Below are 10,890 nucleotides of genomic sequence, written 5' to 3'. Positions count from 1 at the left end.
GATAGATAATGCGCACTACGGAATAGAAATTTAACATTTAGACATTTTTGTTCGTTGTCAATCTCTCAAACCTCCACAAATCAACATCTTACGAATCTTTACTTAAGAATTTCTTAAAACTGCCGCGCTAATGTGCCTCTGTGCGTTGTTTTATACGGTATTGGTTGTACTCCGTGTTGATGCACAATCGTGAAAAAGCCCTGTAAACCGCCGCACATTGCGAAAAATAAATTAAAAAAATGTGAGGTACATCACTAATGTTATACACGTCTTTCAAGAAATTATACTGGCGAGAATTTGATTCTATCAAGCAAGGCGCGGAATATTTCCACGTCAAACCGCGAACTATTGAACGTTGGCTCTCTGGTGCGGCTAACATCAATCCCATGGCTGAAAAGCTACTCGTGATTAAAGCGCTTGGCTACCTGCCTAATGATGTCCGATGGTCTGGTTTTCGTATTGACGAGGAACGCGGTATATTCATTACCCGCGACGGTCGAGAGTTCTCACCTAAAGAACTCGACGCCTTTGCACTGTGGAAAGATGAATATCAGCGCTTTATTGAGAAATACGGACATTTAGAGCGCGCACCGATTTATCCTGCTCATGACAATGTGCTGCCGTTTCGCGGTGGTCGCCGTGCCAAGGCAGCACAATGGATACCCTCAAGGGATAACTTTGGTAAACCTAAAATTCGATTTAAAAAATAGCGACGTTGTTAAAGTGTTTCCGAAACTGAACTTGGAGTTATAACTTTTTTAAGGGCCTCGGGTTGAGCGTAAGCATTTATAGTCAATTTGAGGTTACTTTTGCTAAATTCACTATTAGCTTGCCAACCGTGATTTAACAATTGTTGAGTGATATAGACACCAATTGTACTACTTAAAGATGAGCACTCATCTGAAATTATAATTTCGAATTCGAAGCATTCACCTTTCTCGACTAGCTCTTTGTTGATACGTTCTATATTGGTGTTAATATCTTGTTTAATTCTTGGGGCTTTTGCTTTTAATGCTTCTTGTGTTGTTACGATGTTTAACGTTTTCATATATGCCTCTATCAATAGTTACTAATATTAAGAAACTACAATGATATGCACCAAGACGGATAAACTCAAGTACCAGATTTACTGGCTCTAAAGCAAAGAAACCTCACAATTATTGCGAGGTTTTTCAGTCTTTTATATTACTTTTTCTTTGCTTTGATAATGCGTCCACCTTTTGCATAGCGGAAACCTTTTTTCAATTTGCCTTTACCTTTGGTTGCGGCTTTCTTGCTTACTGTCATGGTCTTAACCTCGTTTCAGTTGTTTGATGGCCACCGCAGCGACAATTGACACAAACGCAATTGCAATTAGCGTTCGTTCGGATACGTCAATCGTAATTTGCAGTGGTTCCGGTGTGTTTACGTTTAGCCCGTATTGAGTTGGTATACTCATCATTAAGCCTCAAGTTTGATTAAGCGCTTTTCGTGGTTGAACCACATTAAAAACGGAATCAATAGCGACGGCGGAAAGCCAATACTAGTTAGATACTGCAATGCGTCCGTCATTCGCTTTGTCCTCGTCGCGTAGCGTGTCATGTAAGCCAGTGACCGCACCAATCAGCGCCAGAACGCCACCCAATAAACCGCCCGTTGCGACTTCACCCGCGACATATCCCGCCGTAACGGCTAAGGTGGATAAGCCTTTCCAAGTGGACGGCTGCTTTAATCGCTTTCCCACGGTAGTTAATACTTTACTCATAACATTTCCTTAGTAATTTCTACGTTAATCAATGACCGATATTGTTGTTTCATCGGTGCGTATCGGTTGCCGAATAACTCAATTAAGAGCGGCTTGTATTGGTCGATTTTCCAGAGTGTGTCCCTTGCATCCACTGTCAGCGTGTAATCGCTGTTCAGGTAAAAATCCCGAATCATCAGCGGCGCAAACTCGATAGGCTCCCAACCATTTAGGCTCGCGGTTAAATAACTGAGCGCTTCCCCTGCTCCTTTGGTCGCTTCGGCTGCCACTTGGTTAGCCGAATCAAGCAAGGAACGCACGCCCAAATAGGCGAGCATTCCCACACCCAGATAAAGCGCGATTTTGTTCATGTCCACGTTAGGGACGTTGAATTTAGGCGCTTGCAATACCATCACTAATCACCTTATCGGAATACGGTTGAATCCCGTTTTCATGCTTGATAATGACTTTAATCAGTGCGGGATATTGCGCGAGAACCAAAGGCGTATCTACCGACACACCCAGAACGGACGCCACATGATTGATATAGCTTTGCGTATCGTTTTCACTCGTTGGAGCCCAACGGTTAATAATGCCTTTCACCGTATTCAGCCCGTACTTATTGCGGTACGTTAAAAGCACGCGATACATGGCGCGGATACCATGCGCGGCGGTGTCAAAAATGACATAACCCGCGTTATCCTGGCTAACTTCGCCAACCCACGAAAAAGAGGCTTTTCGAATGTTACCAGGGTTATTGTTTCTAATTCCTCTTGGCATAATTACCCCCGATTCCTTATACAGTAGCGCTGCTATCGTCACTATCAGCACTATCAGCAATGGCTTGTTGTTCTGCGTCATAATCTAAAACCTGTTGATGCGTGGTCTCGAGCCATGCGTAATGCGCGTCATAATCCGCTTGGGTTAAGTCCACATTGACGCGGTTGTCCAGATATTCAACGTGACCTAAGCCCAGAGTGGTATCGAAGTGAACCGCCCATTCGCCGTTTGTCATGTGATAGCCGCCGATTTTCCGCGCGTCAGCGGGTACACCGTCTTTCAAAATGATTTGGTCTTGCGTGACTGCGATAATTTTCATAAATCCCCAGTTATTTAATTTTCATAATAAAGTAGACCGCGATTGACGGTTGATAGACCGTTACCGTTCCCATTGTGATGCTGTGACCATGAGCATCACTGCCACCTGTTGAACCTGTGTTTTTTGTAAATGCAGACCCAACGTTTGTGAAACCAACGGGTTTTGTTCCGCCATTCCCACTCGCGACGTTAAAATTACGAGTATGAGTGTGACTTGGCATTTGAGATTGTGACAACGTAGTAACACCAATCGACGCCGAAGGTCTGTAGCGGTCTTGTCCAAACTTTTCATTTTGAGCAAACAAGTTACCCGCACCGACAGGCGCGTTATCCACTAAATCCGGCGTCCCGTTCGTCCCGTCGCACAACTGCCAGTTTTTCGGGATATCAGCAAGCGGCCTTGTCCAAATGCGAATATCACCGACTTTCCATCGACCGCCATGCAATCTCGCCATTAGTTGAACTCCTCTAAAATGCGGATATCTTGAGCCGTTTCGCTAATCACCCAAATTTCGCCCTGAGTTTCTAGCGTGATTGACTCATCAACGGGCATTCCCTCGGCGGTCGTGACTCCAGAGCCACCGATATAAAACGGCTCGTCTGCCTGAATTAACGCGCTGCGTCTTCCCGTTTGTGCGGGTAGAATCTGTTTGGCTGTTTCCACTTCAACGCTGACAACGGATGCAGCGATACTATTTGAACCCGCGAGCGTGGTCGTGTTTTGGCTGTCTTGGGTTAACTGTCCCAGACCTGACCAGACAAAGATTTGCTGAGAAATCGCGGACGTCATACGCACGTTTTTGTATTTCTGGTCAAAACGTACACCCTGACCGGACGACAAGCCCGTTTCGTATAGGTCGCCATTTTCGAGCATAAACTCAACGGCGATTTCGCCAGAGGCTTGCATCACTTTGAAATACAAGCCAGATAGCGCGACCGTCTTTGAAATGGAATCAACGAAAATTGATTTCTTTGACATTACAATTTACCTCTTACCGCGACTGCTACAGCGATAGCCACTGCGCCAAACATGAAATATTTCGTCATTTCCTGAGCGGTTCCCGCATCCGAATTGAGTGACAGATTTTTCATGATATCCATAGCGTCAGTGGTCGCTTGTTGAGCGTTGACCAGAGCCTTAGTCCCTAAATCGCTGCTCGCATCAATCGCGTACTTGCTGACGTCAGTATTCGCGGCGACCATCGTCTTAGCCATTGAGGTGACATTCGAATTTGCGTCAGTCATAGCAGCAAGCGCCGCCTTAACTGAGCCGCCATCCGTCACATTCACTTTGACGCTTGAGTTTTCCACCCCCGCCAATACATAACCGTTGTTATCACCATCAATCCCAACGCTGCCCGAGGTGGTTTTGTAGTTGGTTGTGGTGCTATTTGAGCTACTCGATTTACCGCCCATTGATAACCATCCTTAAAACATATTCACCGTTTACGAACGCTTGCTTAAATGGGTAGCCCAAACGGTTAAGATAACGACATTCACCGCGCCGCTTTGTGTGACAACGTAATGTTTTTGCGCCTATGCGCTTTGCCACGGATAAGACGTGCGGAGCCACTAACGCGAGTGAGTGACGACCAGAGAAACCGACAATGACCAATTCATCCTGTTCAGGCCGAATCAGTAGCGCCGCACCCTCACAAATAAACGTAAACTCATTGCCTAAACGAACTTGGCGTTTTGCCTCTTGGTGGTAGTCACCTAATGCGGGAATGAGCGCCTTTTCGACGCTATCCCAGTGACACGGTTTGAACTTATTTGCGCTTAATAACGACATACGCCACCGCCATGATTGCTACTGCGTAGAGAATCGTATTCGTATCAATACCGTTCCCCATATTCACCCCTGCGTTTAGCGTGAGTGAACCCGCGTATGTGCCTTGTGTGGCGCTTGATGGTCCCGCATTACCGCCAGTAAGCTGTTTTATGCCATCAAGTGCAGCCGACATAGGATTGGTGCTTGCTGCGCCTTGGCTCGCCAGTGCTGCCAGTTCATCCATGCAAGCCCCCTATTTTTTGATAAGCAGTACAAGCCCGACCGCACCCGCGACACCTAAACCAATGAGCATAGGCGTAGACATACCCGCAATCGTACCGCTTGCGGCGGCTTGGGTTGCAGGGTCATTTTGTACCTGTGCTGTGGTGGTCGGTGTGTTGAGCATGGCTGCTTGGTTCGTGCCGTTCGCATCGTTTTGCTGACGAATGTTTTCGTAAGATAGCCATGTATTGGCTACCTTTTCGAATGCACCGCCATCACTAAAGAAATTCTCCATTAGTGAAGCCATTTCGCCCCCTTACGCGTTCGCGTTGTACTCTTCTAGGTACTCGACAACGATGTCCATTGAGCCCGCCGCGCTAAGCGTTGGTTTCAAACGGAAATCTTGCACACCTGAGAGCTGAATCGCTTGCACGAAATCGCCCTCAAGTAAGAAATCGAGCGTCATCTTGTCGGTGCTTTGTGGCGCGCGTCCGTGGTCTTGCTGCATTTTAGCGGCGGCGTCTTTGGTCATTTCCCAAACGATGCCATCGTCAATTTGTAGCGAGCATTTTGTGATGTCAGGCGAATAGATATGAATCGCCGCGATTGCTGCGTTTGAGCGTAGCGGGATGTTATCAATTTCAACTTCACCAGATACCGCACTGGAGTGTTTAAACTCGTGAATGCGTGTGATGTAACCCATTGGCGCGGTCGCGCTTCGCACTGAGGTTGCTTTGAGAACCGGAGCCGTTGCGCCTGAATCAATATCAATCAGCAAAGACATGGTTTGCACGTCGCTTGTGCCCAGAGCAAATACGCGGCGTTGGTTGATTTCTTCTAGCTCGGTACGAGTGAAGAAAATCGGCAAAATAGACGCTGTGGCATCACCGCGACCATAGTGTTTGTTTTCCGCGTTTAGGCGGTTTCCGTCCGTCCATTTCTTAATAGGTTTGCCGTCCACTTCAATGCGGATATTCTTCATTTGCGCCAGTGTGACACCTGCGAAATTCAGATACAGCATGTGATAAGTCAAACCTAAAGGGAGTTGAAGCGTCGCTGTTGAGCCCGCTTGAACGTTTGAAAATGAGGGACAATCTCGCGTCATACGTGACATGGTAACGCCCCCTTACGAATTAGGATTTACGATGTTTTTCACGAATGCAACGCGGTTAGCGATTGCCATTGATGCCAATGAAATGACAAATAGTGGTAGGTATTTTTTAACCATTTTGTAGACTCTCTTTGTTGACGTCTTCACGACGTGGATAAGGCGGGGACGTCATCACGACGTGCCCTATAAATTCGATTGATAAACTAGGGATTTACTTTGTATTTATCAAATCGGTGCCATTTCCATATGTAACGTTACCTTACGTTACGTAGGAAAAAGTTAGTTTTCTTTTGTGACACACATCACGCTTTAAAGGTCATCGTTAACGGGCTGTTCCAGTCCTTACGTAACGTTACGTAACGTTGTTTTTTACCCGCAATCAATTGACCTGTTCGGCGGTCGAGTTCGATGTATTCAAGCTCGCCAAGTTGCGACAACATTTCTTTAGGTACGCGCATATTGTTTGCCACGCGAGCGATATCGCCCTCACCATCGAGCCGCCCCGCTCGTATTTTGGCAACCTGAGTAAAGACGGTTTTATCCGCTTCGGCGGGTCGCTGCGTAACAGGGAACACGGTTACACCGCGCTTACGTCCACGGCGTAGCACTTTGCCCCAACCGCCCACGGCTTTTGCAGGCGTGGTCACGTCTGCGATTTCTTCTGCTACATAGGCACAATTACCCCAGACAAACGCGGCAAGGGAAACGAAATCGAATTGTTTCTCGACGAGCTTCGGCGTGAGTGAGTTAGGCACATAGCGAATAATCGCGTCTTGCTCGGATTCAATGAGCGCCATCAGTTCACTAGGCGTTTGCACCTTGATAACATTCGGGACTTCCCCGTATTCGTCATCAGCGTCCCATATCAGCACACGGCGCAATGCTTTGATTAATTCCTTAACGTGGTAGCTTTTCCCGCTCCCTGACGCCCCTATCACGTATTTATGCTCGCACCTGAGCGTGGTATCAACTTTGCTCATCGTCTGCCCCCTGCTCGATTATTTTCCCCCGTGGCGGGACTCCGGTCGCCGCTCGCGCTGAAATCGCGGTTAGGGCAATCATGCCCAGCATAACTTCGGGTCCGGCTTTTTCGGCAATGTTTGGGAAATGCTTGTCGATAATCATGCGGGTAAGCTCTGCCATGGGCATAAGCTCGGCGTCGCGGTCGAGCGCTTGCCAGTTCGGGAACGCCATTGTCCAAGCGGAATTGACACCCATAGCCACCATTTGGGTATATTGGGTATCGGCAATATCCATACTGGCGCTATTGATGTCTTGTTGTCGCTCATTCTCTTTTGCTTCGGCTTGTTCTTCTGGCGTTGGCGGTAATTCAATTTGTTCATCAATCTCACTCCCAAGGATGGCAAGTTGACGGACTTCGGCGCTAATCCCCTGTTCATTCATCATCTGCCCCCCAGTTCGCCAATCTTTCTAAAAAAGACGGCTCATTGGCTGTGGTTTCGTGCTCATCGACCTGCGTGTCGAAATCATCATTGCCCTGCGCTTTCGCGTCGGATGATTCATCACTGACCATATGCTCGCGCATCCACTTTTGACCGCTTGGCGTTCGTGGCGTAATCAATCCCGCCTCACCTGAATAGTAAAGTTTGCCGTTTTTGTCTTTGCGCACGTCTGCCAAGTCGCCGCAAATGGGACAAATGACCGTGCCGATAGATGGATTCGCCATGATTACCCCCGTTTTTCAAGTTGAGAAACAACGAAGTCGAGCAAAGGCAAAAGCTCTGCCATGCCCTTTTTGGCGGCGTCTGCCGCAATCATAGGATTAAACGTTTTTAGAGCGCGTTCGTGTTGTTCGCGTACGTTGACAAGGGACGCTTTCGCGCCCTCAATAGTGGTGATTTGCATAAGTTGTCCTCTCGACAAGTTATTTTGTTGTGTAGTGTCTCTGTCTCCCGACAGTAACAAGTTTGTTTATGCGGCTTTGTCGTTCTCGTCTGGCGAGTTCACAAAGTCTCTAAGCCTGTTTAACTCGTCTTTCAACGATTTAACCTTGGCGTCAATCTCATTCAGCCTTTCGTTTTGGCTCTTGAATAGCGTTTTCACTCCCTGCCACATCAAACGCGCCCATGATTTGGGTTTGTTACGTGCAATCTCTTTGTCGATTTCGTTAATTAAGCCTTTCATACTCTACCCAGTGTTTACGGCACTTTTCCACCGCCAGTGCGATTTCGTCGTAATCTGGCGTTGGTGTGATGTGCTCTTGTGTTAGCTGACTGCGCCAATCGGCGCGCTTATATTGAAACTGTTCATACTCATTGCGGTACTTAACGACCGCATTGTCGCGTAGTTCGCTCATGTCGCCGCCAATAGCCCAACGGTCGCGAGTTTCCCCGTTTTTCTCTTCTGTGAAATGGTATCCGGTCAGATTCATAGACCAACCGCGAGCACCTGCCGCCCATTGTAGAAAGCGATTCGCTTTAGCCTTTGCGTCGTCACCCTCGAACGTGATAGAAAATGAATTATCAGAACGGGCAAAGACACCGCGCGATTTCATTTCCTGTTTAACGGCTCTCGCCTCGCTTTCGAGTTTGTTGATTAGATTCGTGTATCTGGCAACCTTGGAGACTTCTTTTTTCTCAATGGCTTTTAGCCTGATAAATTCGTCACGCTTGGCTTTCTTACGGCGTATTTCACGCTCTAACGGCTTGCGCCATTGTTGCAGCTTGTAACCGCACTCTTTGATGATTGCTGCCATGTTGTCAGCATCAAAGGACGCGAGCGCCTCCCATTTTGGCGCGCGAGAGCATCGAGCAATATTGTAGCGATTACCCTTGATAAGCCCTTGGTCAGCGTTGCCACCTTTCGCGGCATAACCAACTGCTTTAATTAAATAGCCTGACGCCGCCTTACCGAACTTAATGCGTTCGATATGAGCAAAGCCATTGCCCCAAATATTTTCTAGACGCTGTGACCACGCCCAGAATAGTTTCTCTTCAACCTGCCAATTCAAAATCATATGTACGTGGGGATTCGCTTCACCGTTTTCATTGGCGGGACACTCCGCCACCCATACGTAATGAAAATCAGCAGTGTTTCCATAGCCGCAGACCTTTTCACCGTCTTTTGAGATGGGACAAAACGCCTTGCCGCTTTCCTCGTTACGTAACGTTATGTAATCAGCATCCCATCCACGGCGATACATTTTCTTAGCCGCATTGATGAATCGTGACACTTCACTACCTAACGTAACGTTACCGGAAAAGATTTCGTTACGTTGCGCCTCGGTAAAGGTCAATGTTAGAAACGTTGAAAAGCCGCCGTGACACTGCGCAACGTAGGCTCCAGATTCAAAAATCTTGGTCACGGCTGACGTGGATAGTTTTTCTGTGTAGCGGTCGCCGTTGTTCGACGGTGGCGCATCACTTGGACGCGGCTTGTAAACAAGTTGTCCCTTAAATTGTCCTGACCATTCGCGGGACATGAGATAAAAACGTGATGCTCCGTTATTGTGTGATTGCTCTTGCTGCGCGTACATCGCATCAGACGACAAATGAGCCTCACGGCTAGCCATGACACTAGCAGGACGCAAAGCAGCGTTTAAAACCCTTGCGCGGTTGAATATCGCGTCAATTTTAGGGTTTCTTTCCTCTTGTCCGACTTTTGCGCCCTTTGACGAGCCTAGACCTTTCTCGCGTTCCGCGAGCGCTGCGCGCACGGTTTCGTAGTTGCGAACAGTATCAAATTGCGATTTCTTTACACCCGCAAACAATTGCGTTTTGACTCGAATGTCTTGATTTACTTTTTCGAAGTGATCATGTTCTAGCGGATTTACAAAGCCACTAAAAAAGCCGCTATCGTAAGCGGCAATATTGGACAGTGTTTTGTCGATTGGCTGCTTTACCGCAGCTATATAGGCGATATCGTTATTAATCATTAATATTCACCATTGCGTAATCGATTAATTCTCCGCGATTTTTAACATTTGCCTTCTTAAAGATGTTCTGTAAATGTGACTTGATTGTATGCACTGATAAATGCATTCTTTTAGCTAATTCCACATTAGACACGTTACGCTCAATAAGAAAAATTATATCCAATTCCCTATCAGTGAATTTTGACCTCTCAGAAAGTCCAAGTTTCGATTTTGCAAATGAAATAAACTGATTTAATTGAGTGGTGTCCGCTTTGAATTTCAAAATGTCTAGTTCGGGAACCGCGACCGATACGCCCCACCCATCAACTCCGGTATATGTCACCATTACCGCTCGAACGCCATTAATATATGATGAACCAGATATGTGCAATTCACACCCATCCACAATAATCACGTTAGAAGAATCCGCGCCTTTCGGCGCTTCATCCGTTGAGGGTTCTTTTCTTGTTGAGACCACGACTACACCCCCGCCATACGATTGCGCATAGTCGCAAAGGCACGTTTAAATTCACGTTGACCTTTCGCGCTGTAACGGTAATCCTTGCCAGTGTGTAACGGTTTACCGCTAAACCCATTCGGGAAGCATTTTTCTTTAGCTTTTTGGTAAATATCCGGTAAATGTTTCATGTCGTCGCCCCCTCAAGCGTGTTTCAGAATTGATTCGGGACGACAATAAGTCATTTTAATTGAGGCAGCAAGTTGCTTGRGTTAGTGCATCCGACAAAATGTCAGGCTATTATTTAACAAATGGTTTTTGGGGATTTTAGGCTGATGGAAAACTATACAAACACACTGCTAAACCGCGTCAAGCAAGAGCTTAACCTAGGTACAGATTATCAATTAGCTAAATTATTAGGCGTTGGAACAAGTCGAATTGCCAACTATCGTTCTGGGCGTAGTGTTCTAGATTGGGATATGGCATTTAAACTTGGTGATTTGTTACACGAAGACGACGAAAATGTCGTACATGGTTTGATGCACGAAAAGGCTATGAATCCCCGACTAATCAACGTCTTAGAAGAATCCAAACGTGCATAGTCTTATTTACCCATTGATAGATAATGCGCACT

General features: G+C 46.8%; 23 protein-coding genes. 2 read left to right on the top strand and 21 right to left on the bottom strand.

Annotated features, from left to right (window positions below; all coding sequences use genetic code 11):
- Positions 1-257 precede the first annotated feature (257 nt).
- Positions 258-710, top strand: coding sequence for a phage protein (locus tag EES38_RS21490; protein ID WP_124939264.1), 453 nt, complete (start codon positions 258-260; stop codon positions 708-710).
- 8 nt (positions 711-718) lie between these two features.
- Here EES38_RS21490 and EES38_RS21485 read toward each other — a convergent pair whose 3' ends face one another.
- The 21 genes from EES38_RS21485 to EES38_RS22245 form a co-directional block, all read right to left on the bottom strand.
- On the bottom strand, positions 719-1,048 hold the full coding sequence (locus tag EES38_RS21485) for a hypothetical protein (RefSeq protein ID WP_124939263.1): 330 nt from the start codon (positions 1,046-1,048) through the stop codon (positions 719-721).
- A gap of 243 nt (positions 1,049-1,291) precedes the next feature.
- Positions 1,292-1,441, bottom strand: coding sequence for a hypothetical protein (locus EES38_RS22255; protein ID WP_166434327.1), 150 nt, complete (start codon positions 1,439-1,441; stop codon positions 1,292-1,294).
- A gap of 81 nt (positions 1,442-1,522) precedes the next feature.
- Positions 1,523-1,744 carry a hypothetical protein gene (locus tag EES38_RS21480; RefSeq protein WP_124939262.1) on the bottom strand — a complete coding sequence of 74 codons (222 nt, stop codon included), beginning with the start codon at positions 1,742-1,744 and terminating at the stop codon, positions 1,523-1,525.
- Positions 1,741-2,136: a hypothetical protein gene (locus tag EES38_RS21475; RefSeq protein WP_124939261.1), complete on the bottom strand. Its 396-nt coding sequence runs from the start codon at positions 2,134-2,136 to the stop codon at positions 1,741-1,743. Before EES38_RS21475 ends, EES38_RS21480 begins: the two co-directional genes overlap by 4 nt.
- Positions 2,117-2,503 carry a structural protein gene (locus tag EES38_RS21470; RefSeq protein ID WP_124939260.1) on the bottom strand — a complete coding sequence of 129 codons (387 nt, stop codon included), beginning with the start codon at positions 2,501-2,503 and terminating at the stop codon, positions 2,117-2,119. Before EES38_RS21470 ends, EES38_RS21475 begins: the two co-directional genes overlap by 20 nt.
- Positions 2,504-2,519: 16 nt before the next feature.
- A complete protein-coding gene (locus EES38_RS21465; RefSeq protein WP_124939259.1) occupies positions 2,520-2,738 on the bottom strand; it encodes a hypothetical protein in 219 nt (72 codons plus the stop codon).
- Positions 2,739-2,832: 94 nt separating this feature from the next.
- Complete coding sequence (locus EES38_RS21460) at positions 2,833-3,276, bottom strand: hypothetical protein (RefSeq protein ID WP_124939258.1); 444 nt, start codon at positions 3,274-3,276, stop codon at positions 2,833-2,835.
- On the bottom strand, positions 3,276-3,800 hold the full coding sequence (locus tag EES38_RS21455; RefSeq protein WP_124939257.1) for a hypothetical protein: 525 nt from the start codon (positions 3,798-3,800) through the stop codon (positions 3,276-3,278). The genes EES38_RS21460 and EES38_RS21455 overlap by 1 nt, the downstream gene beginning before the upstream one ends.
- Positions 3,800-4,237, bottom strand: coding sequence for a hypothetical protein (locus EES38_RS21450; protein WP_124939256.1), 438 nt, complete (start codon positions 4,235-4,237; stop codon positions 3,800-3,802). The genes EES38_RS21455 and EES38_RS21450 overlap by 1 nt, the downstream gene beginning before the upstream one ends.
- Positions 4,227-4,613: a hypothetical protein gene (locus tag EES38_RS21445; RefSeq protein ID WP_124939255.1), complete on the bottom strand. Its 387-nt coding sequence runs from the start codon at positions 4,611-4,613 to the stop codon at positions 4,227-4,229. The genes EES38_RS21450 and EES38_RS21445 overlap by 11 nt, the downstream gene beginning before the upstream one ends.
- Positions 4,591-4,836 (bottom strand): hypothetical protein, encoded by a 246-nt coding sequence (locus EES38_RS21440; RefSeq protein ID WP_124939254.1) that lies wholly within the window; start codon positions 4,834-4,836, stop codon positions 4,591-4,593. The genes EES38_RS21445 and EES38_RS21440 overlap by 23 nt, the downstream gene beginning before the upstream one ends.
- A 9-nt stretch (positions 4,837-4,845) precedes the next feature.
- Positions 4,846-5,121, bottom strand: a complete 276-nt coding sequence (locus tag EES38_RS21435; protein ID WP_124939253.1) for a hypothetical protein — start codon at positions 5,119-5,121, stop codon at positions 4,846-4,848.
- A 9-nt stretch (positions 5,122-5,130) separates the two neighbouring features.
- Positions 5,131-5,928 (bottom strand): major capsid protein P2, encoded by a 798-nt coding sequence (locus EES38_RS21430; RefSeq protein WP_124939252.1) that lies wholly within the window; start codon positions 5,926-5,928, stop codon positions 5,131-5,133.
- A gap of 299 nt (positions 5,929-6,227) precedes the next feature.
- Positions 6,228-6,905 carry a helicase HerA domain-containing protein gene (locus EES38_RS21425; protein ID WP_124939251.1) on the bottom strand — a complete coding sequence of 226 codons (678 nt, stop codon included), beginning with the start codon at positions 6,903-6,905 and terminating at the stop codon, positions 6,228-6,230.
- Complete coding sequence (locus tag EES38_RS21420; protein WP_124939250.1) at positions 6,892-7,332, bottom strand: hypothetical protein; 441 nt, start codon at positions 7,330-7,332, stop codon at positions 6,892-6,894. Before EES38_RS21420 ends, EES38_RS21425 begins: the two co-directional genes overlap by 14 nt.
- Positions 7,322-7,612: a hypothetical protein gene (locus EES38_RS21415; protein ID WP_124939249.1), complete on the bottom strand. Its 291-nt coding sequence runs from the start codon at positions 7,610-7,612 to the stop codon at positions 7,322-7,324. The genes EES38_RS21420 and EES38_RS21415 overlap by 11 nt, the downstream gene beginning before the upstream one ends.
- 2 nt (positions 7,613-7,614) lie before the next feature.
- Positions 7,615-7,791 (bottom strand): hypothetical protein, encoded by a 177-nt coding sequence (locus tag EES38_RS22250; RefSeq protein ID WP_166434326.1) that lies wholly within the window; start codon positions 7,789-7,791, stop codon positions 7,615-7,617.
- Between the two features lie 66 nt (positions 7,792-7,857).
- Positions 7,858-8,070 carry a hypothetical protein gene (locus EES38_RS21410; RefSeq protein WP_124939248.1) on the bottom strand — a complete coding sequence of 71 codons (213 nt, stop codon included), beginning with the start codon at positions 8,068-8,070 and terminating at the stop codon, positions 7,858-7,860.
- Positions 8,054-9,820 (bottom strand): rolling circle replication-associated protein, encoded by a 1,767-nt coding sequence (locus tag EES38_RS21405; RefSeq protein ID WP_208020496.1) that lies wholly within the window; start codon positions 9,818-9,820, stop codon positions 8,054-8,056. Before EES38_RS21405 ends, EES38_RS21410 begins: the two co-directional genes overlap by 17 nt.
- Positions 9,813-10,277, bottom strand: a complete 465-nt coding sequence (locus EES38_RS21400) for a helix-turn-helix transcriptional regulator (RefSeq protein ID WP_124939247.1) — start codon at positions 10,275-10,277, stop codon at positions 9,813-9,815. The genes EES38_RS21405 and EES38_RS21400 overlap by 8 nt, the downstream gene beginning before the upstream one ends.
- 2 nt (positions 10,278-10,279) lie before the next feature.
- Positions 10,280-10,447, bottom strand: coding sequence for a hypothetical protein (locus EES38_RS22245; RefSeq protein ID WP_166434325.1), 168 nt, complete (start codon positions 10,445-10,447; stop codon positions 10,280-10,282).
- A gap of 144 nt (positions 10,448-10,591) precedes the next feature.
- Here EES38_RS22245 and EES38_RS21395 point away from each other — a divergent pair, with 144 nt between their 5' ends.
- Positions 10,592-10,858, top strand: a complete 267-nt coding sequence (locus EES38_RS21395; protein WP_124939246.1) for a transcriptional regulator — start codon at positions 10,592-10,594, stop codon at positions 10,856-10,858.
- The last annotated feature ends 32 nt before the right edge of the window (positions 10,859-10,890 follow it).

The organism is Vibrio viridaestus, from assembly GCF_003856525.1.
GTDB lineage: Bacteria > Pseudomonadota > Gammaproteobacteria > Enterobacterales > Vibrionaceae > Vibrio > Vibrio viridaestus.
Note: the sequence above shows the minus strand (reverse complement) of the source record. Positions and strands in the feature narration are given on the sequence as shown.

Coding starts and splice junctions, on each gene's coding strand:
- EES38_RS21490 (WP_124939264.1), top strand. CDS start 258: ATGTTATACACGTCTTTCAAGAAATTATACTGGCGAGAATTTGATTCT.
- EES38_RS21485 (WP_124939263.1), bottom strand. CDS start 1,048: ATGAAAACGTTAAACATCGTAACAACACAAGAAGCATTAAAAGCAAAA.
- EES38_RS22255 (WP_166434327.1), bottom strand. CDS start 1,441: ATGATGAGTATACCAACTCAATACGGGCTAAACGTAAACACACCGGAA.
- EES38_RS21480 (WP_124939262.1), bottom strand. CDS start 1,744: ATGAGTAAAGTATTAACTACCGTGGGAAAGCGATTAAAGCAGCCGTCC.
- EES38_RS21475 (WP_124939261.1), bottom strand. CDS start 2,136: ATGGTATTGCAAGCGCCTAAATTCAACGTCCCTAACGTGGACATGAAC.
- EES38_RS21470 (WP_124939260.1), bottom strand. CDS start 2,503: ATGCCAAGAGGAATTAGAAACAATAACCCTGGTAACATTCGAAAAGCC.
- EES38_RS21465 (WP_124939259.1), bottom strand. CDS start 2,738: ATGACAAACGGCGAATGGGCGGTTCACTTCGATACCACTCTGGGCTTA.
- EES38_RS21460 (WP_124939258.1), bottom strand. CDS start 3,276: ATGGCGAGATTGCATGGCGGTCGATGGAAAGTCGGTGATATTCGCATT.
- EES38_RS21455 (WP_124939257.1), bottom strand. CDS start 3,800: ATGTCAAAGAAATCAATTTTCGTTGATTCCATTTCAAAGACGGTCGCG.
- EES38_RS21450 (WP_124939256.1), bottom strand. CDS start 4,237: ATGGGCGGTAAATCGAGTAGCTCAAATAGCACCACAACCAACTACAAA.
- EES38_RS21445 (WP_124939255.1), bottom strand. CDS start 4,613: ATGTCGTTATTAAGCGCAAATAAGTTCAAACCGTGTCACTGGGATAGC.
- EES38_RS21440 (WP_124939254.1), bottom strand. CDS start 4,836: ATGGATGAACTGGCAGCACTGGCGAGCCAAGGCGCAGCAAGCACCAAT.
- EES38_RS21435 (WP_124939253.1), bottom strand. CDS start 5,121: ATGGCTTCACTAATGGAGAATTTCTTTAGTGATGGCGGTGCATTCGAA.
- EES38_RS21430 (WP_124939252.1), bottom strand. CDS start 5,928: ATGTCACGTATGACGCGAGATTGTCCCTCATTTTCAAACGTTCAAGCG.
- EES38_RS21425 (WP_124939251.1), bottom strand. CDS start 6,905: ATGAGCAAAGTTGATACCACGCTCAGGTGCGAGCATAAATACGTGATA.
- EES38_RS21420 (WP_124939250.1), bottom strand. CDS start 7,332: ATGATGAATGAACAGGGGATTAGCGCCGAAGTCCGTCAACTTGCCATC.
- EES38_RS21415 (WP_124939249.1), bottom strand. CDS start 7,612: ATGGCGAATCCATCTATCGGCACGGTCATTTGTCCCATTTGCGGCGAC.
- EES38_RS22250 (WP_166434326.1), bottom strand. CDS start 7,791: ATGCAAATCACCACTATTGAGGGCGCGAAAGCGTCCCTTGTCAACGTA.
- EES38_RS21410 (WP_124939248.1), bottom strand. CDS start 8,070: ATGAAAGGCTTAATTAACGAAATCGACAAAGAGATTGCACGTAACAAA.
- EES38_RS21405 (WP_208020496.1), bottom strand. CDS start 9,820: ATGATTAATAACGATATCGCCTATATAGCTGCGGTAAAGCAGCCAATC.
- EES38_RS22245 (WP_166434325.1), bottom strand. CDS start 10,447: ATGAAACATTTACCGGATATTTACCAAAAAGCTAAAGAAAAATGCTTC.
- EES38_RS21395 (WP_124939246.1), top strand. CDS start 10,592: ATGGAAAACTATACAAACACACTGCTAAACCGCGTCAAGCAAGAGCTT.